Source organism: Acinetobacter sp. G18 (assembly GCF_052660225.1).
In genome coordinates this window covers 348,042-371,310 of record NZ_CP109658.1, presented here as the reverse complement: position 1 = coordinate 371,310, position 23,269 = coordinate 348,042, and the positions used below count along the sequence as shown (strand labels likewise).

General features: G+C 38.6%; 26 protein-coding genes and 2 pseudogenes. 11 read left to right on the top strand and 17 right to left on the bottom strand.

The annotated features are described in order from the left end of the window. Window positions 1-44: 44 nt before the first annotated feature. Together NE363_RS01745 and NE363_RS01740 are read left to right on the top strand one after the other, a co-directional pair. On the top strand, window positions 45-632 hold the full coding sequence (locus NE363_RS01745) for an NAD(P)H-dependent oxidoreductase (protein ID WP_077163622.1): 588 nt from the start codon (window positions 45-47) through the stop codon (window positions 630-632). 13 nt (window positions 633-645) lie between these two features. Further along, on the top strand, window positions 646-960 hold the full coding sequence (locus NE363_RS01740) for a putative quinol monooxygenase (protein ID WP_288421767.1): 315 nt from the start codon (window positions 646-648) through the stop codon (window positions 958-960). 44 nt (window positions 961-1,004) lie between these two features. Here the strand turns inward: NE363_RS01740 and NE363_RS01735 are convergent, their stop codons facing one another. Then, entirely contained in the window at window positions 1,005-1,373 is a 369-nt protein-coding gene (locus tag NE363_RS01735) for a hypothetical protein (protein WP_039250542.1), read from the bottom strand. A gap of 94 nt (window positions 1,374-1,467) precedes the next feature. Continuing rightward, window positions 1,468-2,877 carry an FAD-binding oxidoreductase gene (locus NE363_RS01730; protein WP_017403264.1) on the bottom strand — a complete coding sequence of 470 codons (1,410 nt, stop codon included), beginning with the start codon at window positions 2,875-2,877 and terminating at the stop codon, window positions 1,468-1,470. 378 nt (window positions 2,878-3,255) lie between these two features. Here NE363_RS01730 and serA point away from each other — a divergent pair, with 378 nt between their 5' ends. The 3 genes from serA (at window position 3,256) to NE363_RS01715 (ending at window position 6,426) form a co-directional block, all read left to right on the top strand. Continuing rightward, on the top strand, window positions 3,256-4,488 hold the full coding sequence (gene serA / locus NE363_RS01725) for a phosphoglycerate dehydrogenase (RefSeq protein ID WP_004705258.1): 1,233 nt from the start codon (window positions 3,256-3,258) through the stop codon (window positions 4,486-4,488). Between the two features lie 98 nt (window positions 4,489-4,586). After that, window positions 4,587-5,471, top strand: a complete 885-nt coding sequence (locus tag NE363_RS01720; RefSeq protein WP_445535716.1) for an EamA family transporter — start codon at window positions 4,587-4,589, stop codon at window positions 5,469-5,471. A 91-nt stretch (window positions 5,472-5,562) separates the two neighbouring features. Then, entirely contained in the window at window positions 5,563-6,426 is an 864-nt protein-coding gene (locus tag NE363_RS01715; RefSeq protein WP_445535715.1) for an EamA family transporter, read from the top strand. An 11-nt stretch (window positions 6,427-6,437) separates the two neighbouring features. Here NE363_RS01715 and NE363_RS01710 read toward each other — a convergent pair whose 3' ends face one another. From NE363_RS01710 to truB, 3 genes are all read right to left on the bottom strand, one after another. Further along, window positions 6,438-6,878, bottom strand: coding sequence for a hemerythrin domain-containing protein (locus NE363_RS01710; protein ID WP_004705252.1), 441 nt, complete (start codon window positions 6,876-6,878; stop codon window positions 6,438-6,440). Window positions 6,879-7,090: 212 nt separating this feature from the next. Then, window positions 7,091-7,867, bottom strand: coding sequence for a sulfite exporter TauE/SafE family protein (locus NE363_RS01705; protein ID WP_004705250.1), 777 nt, complete (start codon window positions 7,865-7,867; stop codon window positions 7,091-7,093). 25 nt (window positions 7,868-7,892) lie between these two features. Next, complete coding sequence (truB, locus tag NE363_RS01700; RefSeq protein ID WP_004705248.1) at window positions 7,893-8,798, bottom strand: tRNA pseudouridine(55) synthase TruB; 906 nt, start codon at window positions 8,796-8,798, stop codon at window positions 7,893-7,895. A gap of 153 nt (window positions 8,799-8,951) precedes the next feature. On the opposite strand from truB, the gene NE363_RS01695 reads away from it, so the two are divergent. Both NE363_RS01695 and NE363_RS01690 read left to right on the top strand, forming a co-directional pair. Beyond that, the gene (locus NE363_RS01695) at window positions 8,952-9,986 is read left to right on the top strand and encodes a lipase secretion chaperone (RefSeq protein WP_445535714.1); all 1,035 of its coding nucleotides are present in this window, start codon (window positions 8,952-8,954) and stop codon (window positions 9,984-9,986) included. Window positions 9,987-10,106: 120 nt separating this feature from the next. Then, the gene (locus tag NE363_RS01690; RefSeq protein WP_079393460.1) at window positions 10,107-11,048 is read left to right on the top strand and encodes a lipase family alpha/beta hydrolase; all 942 of its coding nucleotides are present in this window, start codon (window positions 10,107-10,109) and stop codon (window positions 11,046-11,048) included. A 52-nt stretch (window positions 11,049-11,100) separates the two neighbouring features. Here the strand turns inward: NE363_RS01690 and rplS are convergent, their stop codons facing one another. The 11 genes from rplS to NE363_RS01635 all read right to left on the bottom strand — a co-directional run bounded on the left by rplS (window position 11,101) and on the right by NE363_RS01635 (window position 20,865). Then, complete coding sequence (gene rplS / locus NE363_RS01685; protein ID WP_002116654.1) at window positions 11,101-11,469, bottom strand: 50S ribosomal protein L19; 369 nt, start codon at window positions 11,467-11,469, stop codon at window positions 11,101-11,103. 219 nt (window positions 11,470-11,688) lie between these two features. After that, entirely contained in the window at window positions 11,689-12,444 is a 756-nt protein-coding gene (trmD, locus tag NE363_RS01680) for a tRNA (guanosine(37)-N1)-methyltransferase TrmD (RefSeq protein WP_445535713.1), read from the bottom strand. Window positions 12,445-12,489: 45 nt separating this feature from the next. Next, a complete protein-coding gene (gene rimM / locus NE363_RS01675) occupies window positions 12,490-13,038 on the bottom strand; it encodes a ribosome maturation factor RimM (protein WP_004705239.1) in 549 nt (182 codons plus the stop codon). Between the two features lie 19 nt (window positions 13,039-13,057). Then, window positions 13,058-13,309 (bottom strand): 30S ribosomal protein S16, encoded by a 252-nt coding sequence (rpsP, locus tag NE363_RS01670; RefSeq protein ID WP_000260334.1) that lies wholly within the window; start codon window positions 13,307-13,309, stop codon window positions 13,058-13,060. Between the two features lie 147 nt (window positions 13,310-13,456). Beyond that, the gene (locus tag NE363_RS01665) at window positions 13,457-13,882 is read right to left on the bottom strand and encodes a type IV pilin protein (protein ID WP_307878536.1); all 426 of its coding nucleotides are present in this window, start codon (window positions 13,880-13,882) and stop codon (window positions 13,457-13,459) included. 32 nt (window positions 13,883-13,914) lie between these two features. Continuing rightward, the gene (locus NE363_RS01660; protein ID WP_151761645.1) at window positions 13,915-14,391 is read right to left on the bottom strand and encodes a type IV pilin protein; all 477 of its coding nucleotides are present in this window, start codon (window positions 14,389-14,391) and stop codon (window positions 13,915-13,917) included. Window positions 14,392-14,404: 13 nt separating this feature from the next. Next, window positions 14,405-18,085 carry a pilus assembly protein PilY gene (locus tag NE363_RS01655; RefSeq protein WP_445535712.1) on the bottom strand — a complete coding sequence of 1,227 codons (3,681 nt, stop codon included), beginning with the start codon at window positions 18,083-18,085 and terminating at the stop codon, window positions 14,405-14,407. Between the two features lie 15 nt (window positions 18,086-18,100). Then, entirely contained in the window at window positions 18,101-18,883 is a 783-nt protein-coding gene (locus NE363_RS01650) for a pilus assembly PilX family protein (protein ID WP_100191758.1), read from the bottom strand. After that, the gene (locus NE363_RS01645; protein WP_004705233.1) at window positions 18,880-19,917 is read right to left on the bottom strand and encodes a PilW family protein; all 1,038 of its coding nucleotides are present in this window, start codon (window positions 19,915-19,917) and stop codon (window positions 18,880-18,882) included. The genes NE363_RS01650 and NE363_RS01645 overlap by 4 nt, the downstream gene beginning before the upstream one ends. Before the next feature lies 1 nt (window position 19,918). After that, a complete protein-coding gene (gene pilV / locus NE363_RS01640) occupies window positions 19,919-20,419 on the bottom strand; it encodes a type IV pilus modification protein PilV (RefSeq protein WP_100191757.1) in 501 nt (166 codons plus the stop codon). Further along, window positions 20,416-20,865, bottom strand: coding sequence for a GspH/FimT family pseudopilin (locus NE363_RS01635; protein WP_445535711.1), 450 nt, complete (start codon window positions 20,863-20,865; stop codon window positions 20,416-20,418). Before NE363_RS01635 ends, pilV begins: the two co-directional genes overlap by 4 nt. On the opposite strand from NE363_RS01635, the pseudogene NE363_RS01630 reads away from it, so the two are divergent. Then, window positions 20,774-21,020 (top strand): annotated as a pseudogene (locus tag NE363_RS01630) (hypothetical protein); the annotation flags it as partial. The gene NE363_RS01635 and the pseudogene NE363_RS01630 sit on opposite strands and share 92 nt — an antisense overlap. Window positions 21,021-21,032: 12 nt before the next feature. On the opposite strand, the gene ispH reads toward NE363_RS01630, so the two are convergent. Continuing rightward, on the bottom strand, window positions 21,033-21,983 hold the full coding sequence (ispH, locus tag NE363_RS01625) for a 4-hydroxy-3-methylbut-2-enyl diphosphate reductase (protein ID WP_004705229.1): 951 nt from the start codon (window positions 21,981-21,983) through the stop codon (window positions 21,033-21,035). A gap of 122 nt (window positions 21,984-22,105) precedes the next feature. On the opposite strand from ispH, the gene gmk reads away from it, so the two are divergent. The 3 genes and pseudogenes from gmk (at window position 22,106) to NE363_RS01610 (ending at window position 23,255) form a co-directional block, all read left to right on the top strand. Further along, window positions 22,106-22,735, top strand: coding sequence for a guanylate kinase (gene gmk / locus NE363_RS01620; protein WP_445535710.1), 630 nt, complete (start codon window positions 22,106-22,108; stop codon window positions 22,733-22,735). A 72-nt stretch (window positions 22,736-22,807) separates the two neighbouring features. After that, a complete protein-coding gene (rpoZ, locus tag NE363_RS01615) occupies window positions 22,808-23,086 on the top strand; it encodes a DNA-directed RNA polymerase subunit omega (RefSeq protein ID WP_000135049.1) in 279 nt (92 codons plus the stop codon). Between the two features lie 38 nt (window positions 23,087-23,124). Continuing rightward, window positions 23,125-23,255: pseudogene (locus NE363_RS01610) on the top strand (hypothetical protein). The last annotated feature ends 14 nt before the right edge of the window (window positions 23,256-23,269 follow it).

Genomic DNA, 23,269 nt, shown 5'->3' with positions numbered 1-23,269 from the left:
ACTAAAGTATGCATCAATTTAGGAATTTAATTAGAGTAACTTTCATGAGCAATATTTTAGTGATTAATGGAGCCAAACAATTTGCCCATTCAAATGGTGAATTAAATGACACACTCACGGCTTTGGCAACAGACCATCTCACTGATCTAGGCCATGAAGTTCAAGTAACCCGTGCAGATAGCGACTACAATACAGAGGCTGAAGTAGAAAAATTCTTATGGGCAGATGTTGTGATTTACCAGATGCCAGGCTGGTGGATGGGTGCACCGTGGACGGTAAAAAAATATATTGATGATGTATTTACGACAGGTCACGGCTCACTATATGCAAATGACGGTCGTAGCCGCTCTGATGCTTCAAAAAAATATGGTTCAGGTGGCTTAATTCATGACAAGAAATATATGCTATCACTCACTTGGAATGCACCTATGGAAGCATTTGATGATGCTGATCAGTTCTTCCACGGTGTGGGCGTAGATGGTGTTTATTTACCATTTCATAAAGCCAATCAATTTTTAGGTATGAGCACGCTTCCAACTTTCATTGTAAACGACGTAATTAAAATGCCTGAAGTTGATCGTTACGTTGAAGAATATAAAGCACACTTAAACACTGTATTTGCAGCAGCTTAATCAGGAGAAAACCATGCTTACCATTATTGCAGAAATTCGTACTCAATCAGGTGGACAGCATCGCCAAAACGTATTGGATGCTTTTCAAAAAATCATTCCAACTGTTTTAGCAGAAGATGGTTGCCATGGTTATGAACCTTTAATTGATCACAAATCAAATGCAAGTTTCCAGACGCAAGAGCCTGACACGATTGTCATGCTAGAAAAATGGGAAAGTGTGGCTCATCTTGAAGCTCATTTAGCTACACCTCATATGCAAGCGCATCATGCAGCCGTTAAAAATGATGTCGTTGATGTCAAAATTAGAATTTTAGAAAGCGGCGTATAATTTAACCCATAAAAAAAGACGATATATTTATCGTCTTTTTATTTTTAAGAACAAAGTTGGGTTTGGAACCCTCTAGAACCTTTTCCTCGCGCACATTGGTAGCTTGTTTGTTTATTTTGCAATTGCCACTTTTCATCGACCAATTTAAATGAATATTCTGTTCGAATTGCTGAAACAGAATCATCCATTAAACCAGTTTGTATAACGATAATACGGGAAACTGTTGGAGACTCTACTCGGTTAAATACTTGCTGAACTGAGGTATTGTTATGCTCTTTTACAATCTCAGGTTGAGCTTTAAGTACTTGTTGCATCGGAGTTTCCGAACCCACAAAAGGAATCAATTTACTGGTCGTCGCACACCCAGTGAAAAGTCCAACACAAAGTGCTGAAATTAAAAATAAACGTTGCATTCTTATCACCAAAAACAAAAGCCATAGCTTTATGATGCTATGGCTTTGTCGGTTACTCTGTAGAAACTATGTAGTTCTAAGAATACCTACTTTCTTACAGATCAAATAATTTACCTGGGTTCATCAGACCATTTGGGTCAAATACTTTTTTCAATGCCTTCATATATTCAATTTCTTCAGGCGAACGTGAATATTCTAAATATGGCTTTTTCGTCATACCTACGCCATGCTCAGCAGAAATTGAACCATCGTATTTTTTAACGGTATCAAACACGTATTTATTCACAACCTGACATTTTGCAAAGAACTCATCTTTGGTTAAGTTTTCAGGTTTTAAAATATTTAAGTGCAAGTTACCGTCGCCGATATGACCGAACCAGCAAATTTCAAAATCAGGATAGTTCTCTTGAACAATTGCATCAATCTCACGAATAAATGCTGGTACATGAGTAATTAATACTGAAATATCATTTTTGTATGGGATAAACGGTGCGATTGATTCAGAAATATCTTCGCGTAAACGCCATAAGCTTTCTACTTGGTCAAGGCTCTGGCTCATTACGCCATCAAGTACCCAACCCTGCTCCATACAATGCTCAAAAATTTCCATTGCTTTATCAAGTATCGGCTCATATGGTGCTTCAAACTCAAGCAATACATAGAACGGACATTCAGTTTCAAATGGACGTTGTACATGTCCGTGGTCTAAAACTTTTTGCATTGCAAGCTCACCAAAGAACTCAAATGCTGTTAAGTCGATATCTTTTTGGAACGCATGTAATACAGGCATTACTGCATCAAAATCAGGAACACCTAACACTAAAACTTGTAAGTTTTGTGGTTGACGCTCAAGTTTAATTTCTGCTTCGGTCACTAAACCTAAAGTACCTTCACCACCAATAAACAAATGCTGTAATGCATAACCAGTGGCATTTTTAACCATGCCTTTGTTTAAACGTAAAATATCGCCTTTACCCGTAACTACCGTTAAACCAAGTACCCAGTTACGTGTCATGCCATATTTAATGACTTTAATACCACCAGCGTTAGTACCGATATTACCGCCAATCTGGCTAGAACCCGCTGACGCGAAATCAACCGGATAATACATACCTTGCTCTTCAGCATAATTCTGCAATTGTTCAGTCACAACACCAGCTTGCACTCGAACCATACGATCTGCTGGGAAAAATTCAAGAATCTGGTTCATTTTGTCCATGCTAATGACAATTTCACCATTGGTTGCTACCGCACCAGCAGAGAGACCAGTACGACCGCCAGATGGTGTAATCGCAACATTAAACTGGTTCGCAAGCTTTACAACAGCTTGAACTTGTTCAGTGGTCGATGGAAAAACGATGACCGATGGGTTCGGATTAAAATGCTTGGTATGATCTTTACCCCAGTTTTCGAGACTATCAGCATCGGTTTTAATACGGTTTTCACCGACGATTGCTGTTAATTGGGTAAGTAACTCAGGTGTTAAAGCGACTGGAGCATTCATCGTTTGCAGACCTAGCAAGAAGTAAACTATGGTGGGACTATGACTTCATATTTTCAGGGTTCTCACCTGAGCAAAGCCATAATGTTCAAGGAACTTCTATATTCTACATGTAACCACACAAGCGATAAAGTTCAGAATAGAGATACTGTCACTACAAAACATGTTTAACGCGAATAAATGCTTTTTTATAAAGCTTTTAGAGAAAAACAACTTTAAATAATATTCCAAGCATATTTTAAAATGTTCGACAAGCCATAAACGGAAGTGATTAGACATAGATAAAATTGCCATAAGGCAATGGTATAAACGAAATATCTATAGCGCTGCCCAGTATGTTATTATACCGCCACCAAATTTGGCCTTTGTAGCGGAGCCGTAATGAGCCAACATCTTTCACTACCTAAAGATAAAATCCGTTTCCTTTTGTTAGAAGGCGTTCACCAAAACGCAGTCGACACTTTAAACGCTGCGGGTTACACCAATATTGACTATCGTAAAACTGCTCTTGAAGGCGAAGCGCTTAAAGAAGCAATTAAAGATGCTCACTTTATTGGTATTCGTTCGCGTACCCAATTGACTGAAGAAGTTTTTGAAGCTGCAAATAAATTGATCGCAGTAGGTTGTTTCTGTATCGGAACAAACCAAGTTGATCTTAAAGCAGCAATGGCACGTGGTATTCCTGTATTCAACGCACCGTATTCAAATACGCGTTCGGTTGCAGAGCTTGTACTTGCTGAAACAATTCTTCTTCTTCGCCGTGTTCCTGAAAAATCGGCGGCTTGTCATCGTGGTGGTTGGGACAAGTCTGCTGTTGGTTCTTTTGAAACTCGTGGCAAAACTTTAGGTATTGTGGGTTACGGTTCCATTGGTTCTCAACTTTCAGTTCTTGCTGAAAGCATGGGTATGCATGTGATTTATTATGATGCAGTCACTAAGTTACCAATGGGTAATGCTCGCCAAGTTGGTTCTTTAGATGAGCTTTTAGCAACTGCTGACGTTGTAACGCTGCATGTACCAGATGTTCCGTCTACACGTAACTTCTTCACTAAAGAACAATTTGCGAAAATGAAAGAAGGCGCGATCTTCTTAAATGCTGCACGTGGTACATGTGTAGTCATTGAAGATTTAGCTGATGCGATCAAATCTGGCCATATTGCTGGTGCAGCAGTTGACGTGTTCCCTAAAGAACCAAAAGCAAATGGTGAAGAATTCCAATCTCCACTTCGCGGCTTAGACAACGTGATTTTAACGCCTCACGTTGGTGGTTCAACGATGGAAGCGCAAGCAAACATCGGTTTAGAAGTTGCTGAGAAATTTGTTGCTTACTCTGATAAAGGTATGACACTTTCTGCAGTAAATTTCCCAGAAATCGCATTACCATTAACTGCTGGTCAACACCGTTTACTACACATCCACAAAAACGTACCGGGTGTATTGTCTAAAATCAACAACTTGTTTGCTGAACAAGGCATCAACATTTCTGGTCAATCACTTATGACTAAAGGTGACATCGGTTACCTTGTTATGGATGTTGACGCTTCTGCTTCTCACGAAGCTTTAGATATGTTGCATGAAGTTGAAGGTACAATCCGCGTGCGCGTATTGTTCTAATACGAACTGTAAATGCAAAAGCCACAGCAATGTCTGTGGCTTTTTTATGGGTATTTACATTATCATGTGAAAAGTATACCAATCGATCTAATAATAAAATGTCAATTTCAAGCCAGAAAACTCAGCTACACGCTTTGGGCTTTCTTATTCTTGCCATGTTAAGCGTTCAAAGTAGCGCATCCTTGGCTAAAGTCCTATTTCAAAACTTTCCCGTACTTACTGTTTCCGCAATGCGATTATGTATTGGAGCATGTATTCTGGCTTTCATTTTTAAGATCTGGCGAATTAATTTTAGTCAGGTTCGATGGAAAGCAATTTTAAGCTATGGCTGTGCCCTTGCTGGTATGAATGCACTTTTTTATCTGTCTATTGAACGCCTACCAATTGGTATTGCGGTTGCTTTTGAATTTATTGGGCCATTAAGCGTGGCTTTATATCATGCACGACAAAAATACGATTTTGTTTGGGTAAGTTTTGCGATTGTTGGGCTTATTTTATTATTCCCTTTTAATCAAGCACATGGTCTAGACTGGATTGGAGTTTTGTTTGCAATGAGTGCAGGTGCTTGTTGGGCACTCTATATTATTGCAGGACAAAAACCTTCTGGTATTTCAGGTAATCATACTGTGTGTTTAGGAATGTCTGTGGGTGCATGCATCTTATTACCCATTACCTTTTTTTCAAGCTCGATTGGTCAAGTGATAGAACTGCCTTATCTATTTTATTTTATTGGCTTAGCAATCTTAGCCAGTGCACTTCCCTTTTCTTTAGAAATGTTAGCACTACGCAGTTTAACCCCTCTAAGTTTTGGAACATTGATGAGCCTAGAACCTGCAGTTGCGGCACTTTCTGGTTTTATTTTCCTAGGGGAATATCTGTTATGGAATCAATGGTTGGCACTTGCAACCATTATTACCGCTTCTATCGGTTGTACCATAACTACCCAAAAAGCCCGCCAACAACGTGAAAAAACAGCTGGTTAACGCTATAAAATCTGCTGGCTGAAACGTAGTATTGGCTATAATTGACTACTATTATTTTTTTAAATATCAAATGAAGCGCTAAGGTATTTCCATGCAAAATCTTCCATTTATTGCTGTGCTATATATGATTTTGTCGATGGTTTCATATCAAATCAGCGCTTCATTTGCCAAGCAACTTATTGCAGCTTTAGATCCTCTGACGGTTACTATTTTAAGATTAAGTTTTGCGACTGTTATTGTTGCAATCATGTTCCGTTCGTGGAAAATCTGGTCTCGTTTACCCTATCTAAAATGGCGTGATTTATTAATGTATTGCGCATCTTTAGGGCTAATGAATATTTTATTTTATACGTCTTTAGGAAAACTACCTCAGGGGATCGCGGTAGGCTTAGAATTTATTGGACCATTAGGTCTTGCTCTACTTTCGATTAAGCGAAAGAGTGACTACATTTGGGTAGCATTTGCTATGTTAGGCATTGCGCTCATGGTGCCATGGCAAGACCCAACACAGCATCATTTTTCATATGTAGGTGCTGCTTGTGCACTGGGTGCAGGTCTATGTTGGGCCTTCTATATTTATTTTGGTCAAAAGGTCGTGACCCAAAATATAGGAATGCATGCCTTAACAATTGCGATCGCGATATCTGCGCTTGCCTTATTACCAATTGGTATTTGGTATAATGGCCCAGCATTACTTGAAACACAGTATTGGGGTAAAGCCTTACTTATTGCGGTTTTAGCGACTGCTATTCCTTATGCACTAGACTTAATGGCTCTTAAACAACTTAATAAATTAACTTACGGTACCCTAACAAGTTTGGCACCCGCATTAGCAGCATTAACGGGCTTCTTATTACTTCATGAAGAAATTAGTATGCTGCAATGGGTGGCTTTAGCTTGCGTAATGCTCGCTTCAATTGGGGTTACTCTAAGAAGTACTAAAACAGCATCATAGATATAATCCTACTACTGTTTTTTATACTTCTTATATTCCTTTAAATATTGATTACCAAGTTTTTCTTTTTCACTATCTTTAAGAATTTTTCCAGCTTGCTGAAAAAATTTATGTTCTTCTTCTTTTAAATGATGATGAACTTTTTCACTCAACTGTTTCGCAGTTGCCAACCAACTAGGACTACTCATATCGGTTTTTTCAAGTTGCTCAACTAACTCATCCATTTCATGATGTTCAGATAAAGCATGTCGGGTAATATCTAAACCAACATCATCAAACATTAAAGGAATATATAAGTAACGGTCTTCGGCAACCGAATGGGCATAAAGTTCATTTTTTAATGCATCAAATAATTCTTTTCGTTCTTCGGTTAAACCATGTGTTTGGACTAATTTTTCAGAAAGGTTGCGTTGATTTTCATGGCTTTCTCTTAATGCTTCGAAAATATTCATTCTCTTCCTCATTTTTAGCTAAAAAATCTTTTTTATTTCAATGCTTATCATACTTTGAAATTTATATGGTTTCCGTAGCTTAAAATGAGACTATTTTTTACACAGTTTTCTTTCTAGTAAATTTCTGTAATGATTTTTATATTTATAATTTCAAATGATACATAAAAGTATGAACTGCTGTTTTGAAATCAGTTCATACTTTTCATACTATTTTAGCCAGTCACAAACATCTGATAACCCAAACGGCAAATTAAGATACTGACCAAAACTAAAAAGATAATACGCACAAAACCGCTACCGTATTTGAGTGCAGTCCGCACTCCAACAATAGAACCTAATACGTTGGCTGCCGCCATCATTAAACCAATATGCAAAATAGCGTGACCCGTAGGAATAAAAAAACTCAACGCTGCAAGATTGGTCATAAAATTACCAATTTTCGACAATGCCGAGGCATGCAAAAAATCGACTTGTAAAAAACGGATAAAGAAAAAGATAAAGAAACTACCGGTACCTGGTCCAAAAATACCGTCATAAAAACCGATTGCCAAACTACCAATACCCGCTAGAACAAGCATTTTCGTAGTAATTTTCTGCTCGGTATGAACTTGTCCAAAGTTCTTTTTAAGTAAAGTATAAATCGCAATTACGATCAGCATTACAAACACAAATGGACGTAAAACCGATTGGGGAATAAGTGATAAACAAGCTGCTCCAGCAAATGAGCTAATGAGAGCACAAACCGCAATCACGGCAAGAAGCTTCCATTGCAGTTTCACTCGTTTTGCAAATGTATAAGCCGCCGATGCAGTACCAAAAATCGATGAAACTTTATTAGTACCAATCACCGTTGCAGTCTGCATGGTTGGGAAAGTGCTCATAATACCGGGAATCTGGATGAGTCCGCCGCCACCCACAGCAGCATCAATCGCTCCCGCAGTAAACGCAAAAAAGATCAAACTAAGGATAACATCCCATTCCATGCCCATGCCCATGCTCTATACTCTACATCTACTACAAATTTAAGATACGCTTAGGTACCAACCGCTTTTTATCAGTAATTTCGGCTAACCCTAAACAGCGCTCACCCGAAAAAACCAAAACTTCTGCTTCCGCAGAATGATCAATATTGCTTTCTAAACCGTTGCAAAAATATTTTTCACGTCCCTCAGGAACTTGAATTTTCAAGAAATGGTCAACTGGTGCATAAACTGGTAATAACAATGCTTCTCTTTGCTCTTCGTTTAAGCTTTCCAAATATTCAATGGTATAACTTGGGATCAACTCAAAATGTCCTGTTTGAGTCCGATTCAGCATTGTTAAATGCCCGCCACAGCCAAGTGCTTCACCAATATCTTCACCGAGTACACGGATGTATGTACCTTTAGAACAGGTTACATCGAGAGTGATACTATTTTCGGTAAACTCGACTAACTCTAGCGCATAAATCGTAACTGGACGCGCTTCACGTTCAATTTCAATACCTTTTCGGGCAAGTTCATATAAAGGTCTACCTTCTTTTTTCAAGGCAGAATACATTGGAGGAACTTGTTGAATATCACCTCTGAATTTTTCTAGAGTTTGCTCAATAAGCTCTTCTGTAAGAACAGGAACTGGACGCTCTTGTAAAATATCGCCCTCTACATCACCAGTTGTTGTTGTTTGCCCCAAACGAACAGTGGTTTGATATCGCTTTGTAGAATCCAGTAAATAATGTGAAAATTTAGTTGCCTCCCCTAAACAAACGGGAAGTAAACCTGTTGCTAATGGATCTAACGCACCAGTATGCCCTGCTTTTTGGGCACGGTATAACCAACGTACTTTTTGCAAAGCGGCGTTTGAACTTAGGCCTAATGGTTTGTTTAAAAGAAATACACCACTGATATGGCGACGAGAAATTTTTTGATTTTTTGTCGTCATTTTTACTGGGACACAAAGCTAGAGAAAAGTGCCGACATGTTAGCAAATTCGGCAAGATATTTTCAGAATATTTAGGTGCGTTTTCACTTATTTTATGGCACATTATTAATCGAGTAAAAAAACAACAAATTAAAACTTAAGGAAGATATCTTTATGCAAAGGATGCAGAAAAAGATATTGTGGTGTGTGCTCGGATTTTTTATTTTGAGTCTCATCGCATGTGTATATTGGCTAAGCCCCGACTCGAAAAGTAGCTCACCTCAGTTCAATCAGGATGAGACTAAAACTTTAACATCTACTCATCAAACACCTTTAAATTCAATAACAAGTGATAATGCTTACTTAAGTAAAAGTCAGCAAGATACTCAAGTTAATTGCCAGTTAAAAATTGATAGTTCTCAACATTTAGTTGTAAATAACCAAACCCGTGACTGTTTTGAATATTTTATTACGCAGTATGGCGAAGGGAATTTACAACAAGTTAAAACTCATTTTGAGAAATTTATACAAGATCAGTATTTAGAACCAACTCGCTCACAAATCATTGATTTATGGAATCGTTATTTAAAATACCGTGAAGAACTTGCACACATTCAAACACCTCAATCTAAGCAACAAGATCAAAGTTATTTTCAAAAAATTTTTAATTCAATTCAAGATATCAGAAAGCGCTTCTTTTCAGCGTCCGAAATTGAAGGCCTATTTTCAACAGAAGACGTTTATCAGAACTACACATTAGATCGTATGAAAATTCTGGAAGACTCATCTTTAAGTGAAATTGAAAAGGCTCAAAAGCTCAAAGAACGCTTTGAACAACTACCAGTAGATTGGCAACAAAACCTGCAAGAGCTATCAAAACTTGATGATTTACATACGCTGACCAAACAAATTAAAGCCCGTAATGGCTCAGCAGAGGAACTGCGACAAATGCGTACAGCACTTGTTGGAGCCGAGGCAACACAAAGATTAGAAACTTTAGATACACAGCGTAATGCTTGGCTACAGCGAGTTACAGGCTACCTAAATCAACGTGATGAAGTGCTGAATAGTAGTATGAGTGATAGCGCAAAAAATCAAGCGATTCAACAACTACGCCAACAACAATTTAGCTCATCACAGGAACAACTTCGTCTTCAAACTTTTGAAAAAGTTCATGACAAAGGAGGTGAATTACCATTTAGCTACTAGGCTTTTCTATTCCAAAGTTAGCCAAATCTTAATCCAGCAGCAAAAATAAAGCTGCTGCTCATACAAAATAAAAATAGTGAGTAAAAAATGAAAAGGAACTTAATATTTTTCTGTGCAGCAATGCTCTCAGGACTGAGCATTTCAGCAGCCCATGCTACAAATGCAGAGCAAGTAAAAGGCTCATTTGTCTACTCAAATTATGCCCAAACTAAATATCCATTGGTTTTTAACCATGGTATGGCTGGTTTTAGCAGAGTTGGGACAGATACACTTGGTCTGGACTATTGGTATCAGATTCTTCCTGACCTTGCTCGTAATGGAGGAAATGTATGGGCAACAAGGGTTTCACCGTTTAACTCAACCGAAGTTCGCGGAGAGCAACTTGCCCAACAAGTAGAAGAAATTATTGCTATTACAGGAAAACCTAAAGTCAACTTGATTGGACATAGTCATGGGGGACCAACAATTCGCTATGTCGCTGGCATCATGCCAGAAAAAGTTGCCTCACTTACGACGATTGGAGCACCTAACAAAGGATCTCCAATGGCAGATGTCATATTGAACGTTGAGGGTACTCCTCTGTCAAAACTGGCAACACTAGTAAACTGGTTTTCAGCAGCAATTACTTGGGCAGAGGGCCTCGATCCAACAAGTTACCCGCATGATTCATTAGCAGGTGCTCACAGCTTATCTACTCAAGGTTCTGCACAGTTTAATGCTCAATTCCCTATGGGTATGCCTACAACTTCTTGCGGCGAGGGTGCTTATCAAGAGAAAGGTATTTATATGTATTCGTTCTCAGGTAATAAAGCGCTGACTAATCCATTAGATCCTTTTGATATTGCATTAACTGGTAGCAGTTTAGTTGTCGATCCATTAGGAGATAATGACGGTTTAGTTTCTAGATGTAGTGCCAAATTTGGTAAAACTATTCGTGATGACTACAACTGGAACCATTTAGATGAAGTAAACCAAGTGCTTGGTATACGCTCTATTTTTGCGGCCGATCCTGTCTCGGTTTACCGTCAACATGCCAACCGTTTAAAACTACAAGGACTATAATTTTTAAACAAAAAAAATGCGCCTCTGGGCGCATTTTTTACTCGGTATAAGCTTACGCTTTACGAGCTGGTAATTTTTCACGAATACGTGCAGCTTTACCAGACAAGTCACGGAGGTAGTAAAGTTTAGCACGACGAACGTCACCACGACGTTTCACTTCGATTTTAGCAACAACTGGTGAGTGAGTTTGGAATACACGCTCAACACCAACACCGCTAGAAATTTTACGTACTGTGAACGCAGAGTTCAAACCACGGTTTTTCTTAGCGATTACAACACCTTCAAATGCTTGAAGACGTTCACGATCACCCTCTTTTACTTTTACTTGGACAATAACAGTGTCACCTGGTGCAAAAGCAGGGATATCAGATTTTAACTGTGCATTTTCAACAGCTTGAACTAAAGGATGTTTACCACTCATTGTGGGAATCTCCAATATGTGCGGAGTCAGAAGAGGTCTGAGATTCCGCTGGGGATAGAGGCTAAAGCGCATATCAACCCGTTTATCTTTCCCTTTACGACAATATGTCTATAAAGAGCCTTTAAATATACATAAAACTATTCATGAAATAGACTTATGCTTTAACTCGAAGCAATGCTTCTCGTCCTGTTTTAGAACTTTCGTTCCTGAGAACAGCAATTAAAAATTACCACCATTCTCTTTTATATCTTTTAGCCATTTTTTTTGTTGCTTAGTCAACTCAACTTTTTCAGCCAACTCTGGTCGGCGTTCTAGAGTTCGTTGATATCGCTGCAAAAATCGCCATTTTTCAATATTAGCATGGTGTCCTGACTTTAAAATTTCAGGAACATCCAAACCTTCAAAATGGTCTGGCTTAGTATATTGAGGACAATCTAAAAGACCATCTACAAAAGAATCCTGTATCGCTGATTGCTCATCTGACATTACATTCGGCAAACGGCGAATAATACTATCAAGCAACACCATAGCAGGTAGTTCACCGCCAGATAAAACATAATCTCCAATTGACCATTCCTGATCAACATAATGCTGGATCAAACGCTCATCGACACCTTCATAACGTCCACACAATATAATCAAGCCGTCATAATCGACAAACTTCTGTACTGCCTGTTCATTTAAAGTTTTGCCTTGTGGAGACATATACACCACAGGTACATGAACACACCCTGCTTGCGAAGCAAGTTGTTTGGCATGGTTAATTGCTTTTGCTAAAGGCTCAGCCATCATCACCATACCGGGACCACCACCAAATGGACGTTCATCCACTCTTCGGTAACTCCCTTCAGCAAAATCACGTGGATTAATACAAGTTACTTGTACAATGTCACGCTTTGCTGCGCGTCCGCTAATCCCGTACGCTGTAATCGCTTCAAACATTTCAGGAAAAAGCGTAATGACTGCAAAAAACACCGCAGACTCCTCTATTTTCCTGCTGCGTTAATCCTTAAAGAAGGATTAATAATCTACGCCCCAATTGACGTAAATGCGACCAGCTTCAAGATCAACGCGTTGCACCACATCTTTATGCCAAGGAATCATGCGTTCTTCTGAATCAATGCTGTCTGGTGTAGCGCGTACAACCATCACATCATTAGCTCCAGTTTCAAATAACTCATGAATTTGCCCTAAGTTAACTTCCTGTTCTTCATCATCAAGCCCTAACACTGTTAAGCCTTTTAAATCTGACCAGTAATACTCATCTACATCTGCTTTTGGCAGTTGAGACTTAGCAATCCAGATATTAGCGCCAACCAAGTTTTCTGCTCCAGTGCGATCACTCACACCTTTCAAAGCAACTACTAAGCCTTTGCCATGTGGTTTCCAACGTTTTACATCTATTGTTTGCCAACCGGCCTTGGTCTCAATGTACCAAGGCAGGTAGTCAAACATGTTGCTCATAGGTTCTGTATTGGAATACACCCAGAGCCACCCATTCAATCCATAAGCTGAACGTAACTGTCCAATCTGAATACGATCTTCGGGAACATTCTGTGTTGGTGTCATGGGCTACCTACTACAATAATTATGCAGTAGCTTTTTTAGCTTGAGCAGCTAAAGAAGCAACACGTTCTGAAGGTTGAGCACCTTGAGAAACCCAGTGAGCAAAACGGTCTGCATCTAAACGAAGTTTTTCTGCTTGACCTTGTGCAGTCGGGTTAAAGAAACCGATACGCTCGATGAAACGACCATCACGTGCATTGCGGCTATCAGTCACAACGATTTGATAGAATGGACGTTTTTTTGCGCCGCCACGTGCTAAACGAATAACAACCATGATAAAAGCCTTATAATTCTTACGGATTATCCCTGCGCCGACCATCGGCAACACTTCAAACCCCTTTCATAGAGGGCGACATTCTACGTGATTTTCGCCCTGAAAGAAAGATTAAATTTTGAGTTATCCGCAGTTTTGAATTTAAATTTATTTGCCATCCCAATTCGATGTTGCAGAAGGAACACAAGCCGTACCACTGTTAATATCAGTTCCCTTTGTCCAGCAGCGCTCACCCCGATAATTTAAAACAATATGTCCATCACCAGTCTGAGAAGTATTTACAATCGGCGTCGCAGTTAATACCCATGTTTCTGCATTTAAAGCCCCTGCCGTCACTGGAGTCAAATTGACTGTATAAAGAGGTGTGCCTTGAATAGGATAAGATGTAGCAATATTTAAATCAGAACTCGTTGCACCCGTTACTCTAAAATTTGCAATTTTGTAGCGTTGGATCTGCATAGCAATCTGTTGCAACGTAGTTTGCATATCCGCACGATTAGTACGACGGATATATTCTTGATAAGAAGGATAAGCTATCGCCACTAAAATCGCGATAATAGCTACAACAATCATCAGCTCAATTAAGGTAAAGCCTTTTATTTTATTTACCACGGCTCAGCTCCAGTGCCACAAGTTATATAAGTAACATTGCTAGTGGCTTTATTTTTACAACGTAATCCGTTACTACCAAACAAATAAGTAAAATTATTAGGATCGGAAGCCTCTGCTCGAATCACCCAGTTTTGCCCTAAAGCTGCAGGATCTGTTAGAGGTTTCGTAGTATCGTCACCATCGCGTACCGTTATTTTATATTTTATAGCACTACCAGTTGCTCCGACAGGCAAAGTTACTGGGGCTGTAGCCCCAATAGAAAAACCTATGTAATTAAAATTTCTAGCTTTTTGACGAGCAAGTTGTACTGCTATTTGTTGCATTTGCTGCTGCGCACGTGAAGCATCCGCTCGTAGAACATAGGCTTGGTATGAAGGTATTGCAACTGCGGCAAATATAGCAACAATCACGACTACAATCATTAGCTCAATAAGAGTAAAGCCTAAAGAATACGTGAAATTACGTTTCATCACTTATTCCTTTCTAACGGACATACCAACGCTGTGGTATTAAACACATCTTACTACTATTCGAGGCAATAATACCGCCAATAGTGGTAACACCACGATTACCCATATTCACACAATAGTTCTTATTATTAGTACTTCCATTACCGCCGCCACCGCTGCCGCCGCCACCGCCGCTGCCACCATCACCGCTATCATCTACAACAGTAGTATCTTGAATACCTGCACCCTGTGAACAATCAGTACCAGGTGCACACTGAACACTATCATTATTAGCTGCTAGGGTCGATTTACTGCATTGTCCAAAAGGCATACAAAACTGACTTAAAAAGCTTTCTCCTTTTACTCCTGCTCCACAATCTCCAGACATACCCGCTTTTCCACCATCAAAAGTAGAAACAAACATACGATGATTTAATACAATTGGTGTTGCAAATACTTTAGCATCTTGAATATTGGCGGACTTAAATTGATAAAACCATCCACGCGTAGCAGAAAGTAAAGCGACGGCACCATCATCATAAGTATTCCAGTTTGAATTAGTAATTTCCCCCATTTGATTCGTATTTGTGATTGGAGTTTGATATACGAAGTCAGCTTTATATAAATTTCTATCTGCTACATCTTTGTCATAAATATTATATACAGCATCATAATTATAACCTTGGCCAGATGCATATTGAGCTAAAGGTTTACTACGATTGCCACTACCAATAGAAACAACAGCGAATGTTGTACCATTATAGTCATATACCGAGAATGCAGGCATTTCATAAAAACGTGGACTAGCCGCACCATTATTTAAATTCAGTAACAATTTTGGTGGCTTAGCAAAACTTGAATTGGTTGCAGCAGTATTATCTAAGTCGATACGGAATAGTTGTCCACCTAAATCACCAAAATAAAGATGATCAATCAAACCATCACCATTTCGGTCTTCGGTACGAATTTCACTTACTACGCTATATTTTAAATTATCGGATTGAGTGTAGGCTTCAGCACCTTGAGCTGTTGTTGCTTTAGCACTAGCCCACCACAGTAGATTTCCATTGTCAGCATCAAACATATATACACCTGCCCCCTTACTAATGCTAGGGTTATAGGTATCACTCTCATAGCCTTCATCATAACCACCGCCAACAAACATCACTCGTTTACGTTCAGTAGTTTTACCATCACTTTTTTTCCAATTTACCCAACCAATACTTGGTTTAGACCAACTTTGACCCATATTGTCTAATGCGGCATAGGTATTGCTTGAACCGTTATAATAAGTTTTCTGTTCATCAGGAGATATTTGGAATAATAACTTTGGATTGCTCATATCTTGCAAATTAAGCGCATAATAACTACGCCCACCCATTCGCAAGCCACCATATACGATCTGCTTACCTTCTTGAGAACCATAACCTTTACCGACAGTTAGCCCTTTTCGACTACTATCTAATACATACTGAGTATAACTAGCCCACGGCCCATCAATACCATAATATAATTGATCGACTCCTCCATTCATGGCATCGTTTTTCAGAAATGCTTCGGGTTGTTTTTCGACCATCTCATTTGGAACAAAGGTGAATACTTCTTTTCCGCCATTACTATCTACAGAACTACTATCATTCTTGCCAGCTTTGACTATATGTAAAAGCCCCTGTGTTGTACCAAATAAAACATAGTCTTCACGATTTTGAGTATCAATTACGCCATTTGTATATGTAATTTGACCACTATTGGTAATTAGTAGTGGTGAGGAATGCATTAACGCACCAATTTGTCTTAAAGCAGTAGACGGCGCGGCATTAAGAACTAAATGATCAGGATCCTTTGCTTGAGTCACAGTCATCGGATACCCAAGCAACGCCATCAAATAACCACGTTTTCCATCAGTTTGGTAAGTCGTATCTGTTAAATCAGACTTTTTAATTTGTCTTAGAGTTGTAGTTGTTGAACCATCTGCCCCTCTATTCGTCAACAAATTACGATTTTCTTGTGTTGTTTGATTCATTGTTAAAAGCAACTGCGACCAAGCTCCTCCCTTTAGGGTGTAGCTATTACTTCCAGGTGTATTAGAGTCGGCATTATCATTTGTAGTATCACTATCGATATATGCCCAAAAATCACGATTTGGAAGTATTTGCCCCTTTGTAGCAGTTGCTGTACTAATTAAAGTAGTATTATCACGGTCTTTTAAAATCCCATTAACCACTGCATATTTTTTGAGATTACCTGCCCAAAGTTGATAGTTTTTATCTGGAGTTGGTTGGAACTGAGGAAAGTAAGCTTGCTTTTGTAATACCGCAGGGTTAAGACTATCTTTAGGAATTGTAGGTGATCCTGTAGTTACAGCCGGAATATCAGACCCTAGATCTCCTAGAAATGCATTTACACTACTTACAACATCTTGAGAGCTTGAACCAGAATACCAACCACCACTTGCATTAACACCCCATTTTGCAGCTTCTTTTTGATTTGCTGATGCATTAGAGTTGTCAATATTTGCTAAGTTGTCTGCTACAGACAACGATCTATTAAAAGATGGAATAATATTAAAATCACTTCCAAACCCAACAACAGCAGTCTTAATCTTTAAGCCAACAGGGTTACTACCATTGTTTAGTAAAAATTGTGAAAACTGTTGAATACAATTCCAACCTGTATCGCTATCTGTACAAGCAAATGTTTTACCGCTTAAAGCTTTCTTCATTAATCCCGATGCTGAAGAGTTTCCATTTGGATCACCATCAGTTAAAACATAAATACCTTGACCACTACACTGTGTAGTGCTACCTGTCATTTGTGTAGCAATGCTATCGGGACGTACATAGCTCCCTCCAATGGTTGCACCTGTACCAGCATAGTTGAAACCACTATTAGTTACTCCTTGAGTGGTGGTACCCATTAAGGAGGCAGCTGCCTCTGCATAAGCATTAGCTGTCGGAGTACCGCCTCTAGCACCAAGTTTTGCAATTTCTTCTATTAATATTCTTCTTTGAGTTTTACCATTTACGACGGCATCCAGACGTCGAGCAGGAATACGAACTTGACCAGTTAAATTGTCTGCAGCAGTCGGCTCACCAGCAGTATTAAATTGTGTTGGACGGGAGAAAGTCGTCAGACCAATTAATTTATCATCAGAAACAGGTAAGATTCCTTTACTAGTATTACCGTTAAGCAGATCAATCATGCCATCTTTTACACGAGTAATACGATCAGGATATTGAGTATTAGGACCAGCCTTATAGTAATAAGTACTATAGTTTGCAGACATTGAGGTCAAACCACTAGTAGAAGGAGCACTCTTTAATTTAGTTGTACAATCACTTTGCGAACTCGAATTACCACAGCTATACCAAGATGATCCATACTTCATATAATAATAAGTTGGTGCAGTAGCTGTACAATAATAGCGCTTATATTCGGCAACACCATTACTAGACAAAACATTACTATAACCCGTCTGCACAACATTACTTGGGATATCACAGGCACTAGCATCACTTTGAAGCTGTGGATACCCCATAGAACCCGATATATCTAATACAAACATTAAAGTAATATCACCAGCTTTTGCTTTTTGATAAATATCAATATCACTGGCCTGACTTACACTGCTCGCTACTAACCCAGTACATAAAGCGGCTACTGCACTTGTTAGAAGTTTTGGATGATATGAAAACTTTAAGTCTTTCTTATCCATTATTATTTTCCCCAATTAGTTAAAATCTTGTGCAATAGTGTATTCAGTGACGTTCGTAGTGAATGGGACATTTAAGCTGGTTAAGCACTCTGCTACTGACTTTAAAGGATTATCCAAGTCGGATTTATTAGTAACATCTGGCGCTGCCGTTCCATCTGGGAGCGTCACTTCACTCATGTGTTGTTGTAAACACTTGTTAATATCAGCACGATTAACGCTACTTAAACTTGGCATCAATGACACAGCAAATACTTTGACTCGTTTCGCCTCTTGGACTTGCCCTTCTTTTTCATCAAGGCCACGAGTTCGAGCATAAAAAGGGTCATCTTCCCCCACAGTGGAGAATTTGACTGCAACCTGAGTCATGACTGCCTTACGACCACTGGTAAACCAGTTATTGGTTGTATCAACTGCATCACAATAACCATCTGTACCTAAAGCATTATTAGTAGGTGCACTATTTCCATCCACCCATTGCATTAAACTTGCACGACCAATATTAAAAAAGTCGCTTTGATCTCCGCGATAACAAAAGACCAATTCTTTATTTTTGTCATTTGCATTGCTGATATAACCAAATAAACCTGTCGCACTTAAGCTTTGAATTAGATTAGTTGGATTCTCTATCTGAAAAAAAGAAGCATCCGAATTTTGTAATATCAATTGTTGAACTTGACTATTTGTTGCTATATTTAGATTAATCAATCCTTTACGAATTGCTATTGTACCAATAATCATAATTGCGACTAAAAAAATGAGTACAACAATTAACGCTGAACCACTCTGCTTCAGTTTCATTCACCACGCTCCCCGATTACATTACGTAAAGCGATGGTTTGTGATATCACTTGCCGCACATATTTTTTTGTAGAATTTGTAGGCTTTTTAACTGTAATCGTTTGATCCAATACTGAAAATTGTTGATCATCTTTAATTGCTACTTCTGCACCGACTGGTTGCAATGAACGAGTTAATAATCCAATTTGTACCGAAACAATACGTGGACGAGGAGCTGTTAAACTCAAATAATCATGTATTGAAATATAACGTCGCCCTGAACTCCCCTGAACATTCAGTAAAACTCGGAAATAATCTACGCGTTTCATTATAATTTCACCCGCATCCCCATAACGCGTGATAGCAGTTGGATTACCCGTTAATGGGTAATAACCGGCATCACAAGCTAGTGCTAAGGGTTGATTGGGTTCATCAGTAGTATTATTAGCATCTTTACGTAGAAAATATCGTTCAACTATAACTTGGCGTCCACTTGCAAGCGGAAAATTCAAGTTGTTTCCTTCGCAATCTGTACCACCTATATATTCATCGTCAGCTTGAGTTGCTGTACCTTTTGTATCAATTGTATATTGCGGTACATATTGAATAACGAGTTGGTCACTGGCAATATCACTTCCATTACTTTGGACGTTTGATGCTCCAGTCCAAGTATTACCACTACCAACACTATCGCCTTGACTACGTGAAAGTAAGTTAGTACCGGCTGTTACACCAACAATGGTTTTATAAAGATTACTAAGAGGCTCATTAGCAGCATCTTTAGCTGAGTTAACTGCAGAGGTTAAGACGATACCGCCGTACGCAGTTTGATCATTAATAACTGCTTTAGGATTATTTAAATTCGCAAGGCGAATATCTTGGGTTAAATAGTTAAGCCCAAAATTAGCATTATCCTGTACATCGGAAACACCTATCTGCATTGATAAACTTTTTTGACTAGTCAAAAACAATAATATTGCAGCCGCTGTAATTATGAGACCTAAAGCTAACGAAAGTATGAGTTCGATTAATGTAAAACCCTGATTTTTTTTCATTTTAATAGGCCTCCATAATCACACACGTTGAATTATTGTTATATGAAGTATCTTGAGTACAATCTCCTACACCAGTGCCATTCGTTGCACTAGTATCTCCCCATGCAATATAAATACATTGACGATTGTTAGTTTGGGGACAGGCAATCATATTCATAGTCATACCAAAAGAAGATGCACTTTTTACAACCTGAGCAACATCAAAATCAGCTAGCTCTGTATCAGTACAATTGTTTTGAAAGCAATTTTTAGCGTAGTCTGTTTGTTTACTGGCATCTTGAAGTTGCTGGTTATATACAGTTAAAGAATTACGATTAACTCTCATGCGCTCGGCAAGATCGCGCGCCAATGTAATTGCTTGTACCCGCGATGTACTTTCTGCACTTGCCTCTAACGCTCTATACTGCAGAGCAATAAAGCCTAAAATTCCAATTGCCAAAATCAGCAAAGCAACTAGAATTTCAATCATCCCCATACCACGCTGGTGTCCAAGGCTCTTCATGAACACGTCCCCATTGTGATCGACTGAATTGATCCCATTCTTGAAATATTAATAATTTTTGATTTATTACCAGATGCCGTATTGCAAATTTCAAAAGTTGTATCTCCGGTTGAATCTTTTACCAAACCGGACATTAAAAATACTATAGAAGTATTAGATCCTGTTTTTAATTGAGCTTTTCCACTTGGTACCCAATTGATTTGATTGTCACTATCTGCAACATACGTAGAATTTAATTGCACTTTTACTTGTCTACGCTCAACTATAGCTTTCATACGTGCCTGATTTATACTTGAAACTAGATCTTCTGAACTTCTATTCAAATTTTGGTTATTCACCATATCCCTAAACATTGGTTCAGCCATCACAGCAATAATTGCCATAACCACAATTGTCACTATGAGCTCAATTAAGGTGAACCCTTCTTGCGGAATAATTCCCCTCATCCCCATAACCCCAAATAAACTTAAAATTTTTTATTTCTATATAAATTTTACGTTTTAGTTTTACAAAACGAATACAAACCAGATAAAGGGTATAAAAAAACAGATAACTGTCACATCACAATTATCTGTTTAACTTTTTAAAATCAGTATGTTAAATAAGTCACATTTTATGCTTGTGTTACATGAATACGTAATTCTTTAGGAAGACTAAAAGTAATATTTTCTTCACGTCCTTCAAGCTCTTTAGGTGCTTGAGCACCCCAGTCTTGTAAACGTTGAATGACTTGCTTAATTAAAATTTCTGGAGCTGAGGCACCAGCTGTTACACCAATTTTACAAGTTTCATTGAACCATGATTGTTCAAGCTGATCGGCGTTATCTACGAGATAGGCAGCTTTCCCCATACGTTCAGCAAGCTCACGTAAACGGTTCGAATTTGATGAATTAGGTGAGCCAACTACCAGTACGACATCGCATTTTTCAGCTAAGTCACGTACCGCATCTTGTCTATTTTGAGTTGCATAACAAATATCATCTTTGCGTGGTCCCTGAATATTTGGGAATTTCGCACGCAATGCATCAATAACTTTCGCTGTATCATCAATAGATAAAGTCGTTTGCGTAACAAATGCAAGTTTGTTTGGATGTCTTACCTGTAAGGCTTCTACATCAGCCTCATCTTCTACCAGATAAATATCCCCACCTTTTAATTTGTCATATTGCCCCATCGTACCTTCAACTTCTGGGTGACCCTCATGACCAATTAAAATTGCTTCTGTTCCTTCACGAGCATATTTAGTGACCTCAATATGCACTTTAGTAACTAAAGGACAAGTTGCATCAAAAACTTTTAAACCTCGACGTTCCGCTTCTTGTTGGACTGCTTTTGAAACACCGTGTGCACTAAAAATAACAATTGAGTCATCTGGCACTTGGTCCAGCTCATCAACAAAAACCGCGCCTCTTTGACGCAAGTCATCTACCACAAATTTATTGTGTACAACTTCATGACGTACATAAATAGGAGGATTAAAACATTCCAAAGCCCGATTGACGATTGCTATGGCTCGATCAACACCGGCACAAAAACCACGCGGGTTAGCTAACACAATTTCCATAACAGCCTCAAAATTAATAAAACAGGGGAACTTCTCTTAAATATTTGCAGTTAAAACTATTCAGTTTAAACGCACGGTACACTACAATAGCGAAGATATTTTATCATATCAGGAAAAATATCATGTCGGGTCTATTGTTTGTCGTTTCTGCTGCATCAGGAACGGGCAAAACATCTTTGGTGAAAGCCCTACTTGACCGTGTAAGCAATTTACATGTTTCAGTTTCGCATACTACCCGAGGTCAACGACAAGGTGAATTAGATGGTGTTCACTATCACTTCACAACAAAAGATGACTTTTTAGACCAAGTTAACCAAGATGGATTTATTGAATACGCTGAAGTATTTGGTAACTACTATGGCACTTCGCAAGCAACCGTAAAACAACAGTTAGCTCAAGGACATGATGTCTTGCTTGAAATTGATTGGCAAGGCGCAGAGCAAGTACGTAAGCTGTTTCCTGAATCTAAACAAATCTTTATTTTACCACCTACTCAATTTGACTTACGTCAGCGTTTATCTAATCGCGGTACAGATTCAGTTGAAGTGATCGAACATCGTTTAAGCTGTGCTGTTGAAGATATGCAGCATTATACGAACTTTGACTACATCATTATCAATGATGATTTTAATAAAGCCTTACATGAGCTTGAAGCTGTGATTACAGCGAACCGTTTGGTGCTATCTCAGCAAGCAAAAAGACACCAAGCATTAATCCAAGACTTGATTACTCCTCAACCAAAACAGGAATAACTTGAGTCTAGAACGAAAGCCTTTTATACTATTTAGTCTGTTCAAATTTACCATTCCAGAACGAGAACTTTTATGGCACGCGTCACCGTTGAAGATTGTTTAGATCATGTAGACAACCGTTTTGAGCTTGTGCTCGTTGCAAGTAAACGTGCTCGTCAATTGGCACGTCAAGGCATGGAGCCAACTGTAGAATGGGATAACGACAAACCGACAGTTGTTGCTTTACGTGAAATCGCTGTAGGTCACGTAACGAAAGAAATTCTTAAACAACGTGAGCAAGATTATCAAACTTCGAGTCTTGATCTTGCCCTTTCTACAAACAGCTTGAATTTAGAAGGTTTTTCTTTCTAATTACTCCTGTTTCTATAAAAAACCATCGTTTCTTTGCGATGGTTTTTTATTTGGCTTCTTCATATTTAAAACATATTGGCAAAAACAATTATTTTCATTGAAAAAAAAATACACTTTTTCAACCGAAAAAATTGACAAGTTCCGCAATATGCTTTTCATTAAGAAGTAGATAGATTTAGTTTT

What these genes read in the sequence shown, in the direction of transcription:
- NE363_RS01635 (WP_445535711.1), bottom strand. Translation starts at nt 20,865, where the DNA reads ATGAGGGGAATTATTCCGCAAGAAGGGTTCACCTTAATTGAGCTCATA.
- NE363_RS01645 (WP_004705233.1), bottom strand. Translation starts at nt 19,917, where the DNA reads ATGAAAAAAAATCAGGGTTTTACATTAATCGAACTCATACTTTCGTTA.
- rpsP (WP_000260334.1), bottom strand. Translation starts at nt 13,309, where the DNA reads ATGGTTGTTATTCGTTTAGCACGTGGCGGCGCAAAAAAACGTCCATTC.
- serA (WP_004705258.1), top strand. Translation starts at nt 3,256, where the DNA reads ATGAGCCAACATCTTTCACTACCTAAAGATAAAATCCGTTTCCTTTTG.
- NE363_RS01730 (WP_017403264.1), bottom strand. Translation starts at nt 2,877, where the DNA reads ATGAATGCTCCAGTCGCTTTAACACCTGAGTTACTTACCCAATTAACA.
- truB (WP_004705248.1), bottom strand. Translation starts at nt 8,798, where the DNA reads ATGACGACAAAAAATCAAAAAATTTCTCGTCGCCATATCAGTGGTGTA.
- rplS (WP_002116654.1), bottom strand. Translation starts at nt 11,469, where the DNA reads ATGAGTGGTAAACATCCTTTAGTTCAAGCTGTTGAAAATGCACAGTTA.
- pilV (WP_100191757.1), bottom strand. Translation starts at nt 20,419, where the DNA reads ATGAAGAGCCTTGGACACCAGCGTGGTATGGGGATGATTGAAATTCTA.
- NE363_RS01745 (WP_077163622.1), top strand. Translation starts at nt 45, where the DNA reads ATGAGCAATATTTTAGTGATTAATGGAGCCAAACAATTTGCCCATTCA.
- NE363_RS01715 (WP_445535715.1), top strand. Translation starts at nt 5,563, where the DNA reads ATGCAAAATCTTCCATTTATTGCTGTGCTATATATGATTTTGTCGATG.
- NE363_RS01740 (WP_288421767.1), top strand. Translation starts at nt 646, where the DNA reads ATGCTTACCATTATTGCAGAAATTCGTACTCAATCAGGTGGACAGCAT.
- NE363_RS01720 (WP_445535716.1), top strand. Translation starts at nt 4,587, where the DNA reads ATGTCAATTTCAAGCCAGAAAACTCAGCTACACGCTTTGGGCTTTCTT.
- ispH (WP_004705229.1), bottom strand. Translation starts at nt 21,983, where the DNA reads ATGGAAATTGTGTTAGCTAACCCGCGTGGTTTTTGTGCCGGTGTTGAT.
- NE363_RS01695 (WP_445535714.1), top strand. Translation starts at nt 8,952, where the DNA reads ATGCAAAGGATGCAGAAAAAGATATTGTGGTGTGTGCTCGGATTTTTT.
- NE363_RS01710 (WP_004705252.1), bottom strand. Translation starts at nt 6,878, where the DNA reads ATGAATATTTTCGAAGCATTAAGAGAAAGCCATGAAAATCAACGCAAC.
- gmk (WP_445535710.1), top strand. Translation starts at nt 22,106, where the DNA reads ATGTCGGGTCTATTGTTTGTCGTTTCTGCTGCATCAGGAACGGGCAAA.
- NE363_RS01735 (WP_039250542.1), bottom strand. Translation starts at nt 1,373, where the DNA reads ATGCAACGTTTATTTTTAATTTCAGCACTTTGTGTTGGACTTTTCACT.
- rpoZ (WP_000135049.1), top strand. Translation starts at nt 22,808, where the DNA reads ATGGCACGCGTCACCGTTGAAGATTGTTTAGATCATGTAGACAACCGT.
- NE363_RS01650 (WP_100191758.1), bottom strand. Translation starts at nt 18,883, where the DNA reads ATGAAACTGAAGCAGAGTGGTTCAGCGTTAATTGTTGTACTCATTTTT.
- NE363_RS01665 (WP_307878536.1), bottom strand. Translation starts at nt 13,882, where the DNA reads ATGATTGTTGTAGCTATTATCGCGATTTTAGTGGCGATAGCTTATCCT.
- NE363_RS01660 (WP_151761645.1), bottom strand. Translation starts at nt 14,391, where the DNA reads ATGAAACGTAATTTCACGTATTCTTTAGGCTTTACTCTTATTGAGCTA.
- NE363_RS01655 (WP_445535712.1), bottom strand. Translation starts at nt 18,085, where the DNA reads ATGGATAAGAAAGACTTAAAGTTTTCATATCATCCAAAACTTCTAACA.
- NE363_RS01690 (WP_079393460.1), top strand. Translation starts at nt 10,107, where the DNA reads ATGCTCTCAGGACTGAGCATTTCAGCAGCCCATGCTACAAATGCAGAG.
- NE363_RS01705 (WP_004705250.1), bottom strand. Translation starts at nt 7,867, where the DNA reads ATGGGCATGGAATGGGATGTTATCCTTAGTTTGATCTTTTTTGCGTTT.
- rimM (WP_004705239.1), bottom strand. Translation starts at nt 13,038, where the DNA reads ATGACACCAACACAGAATGTTCCCGAAGATCGTATTCAGATTGGACAG.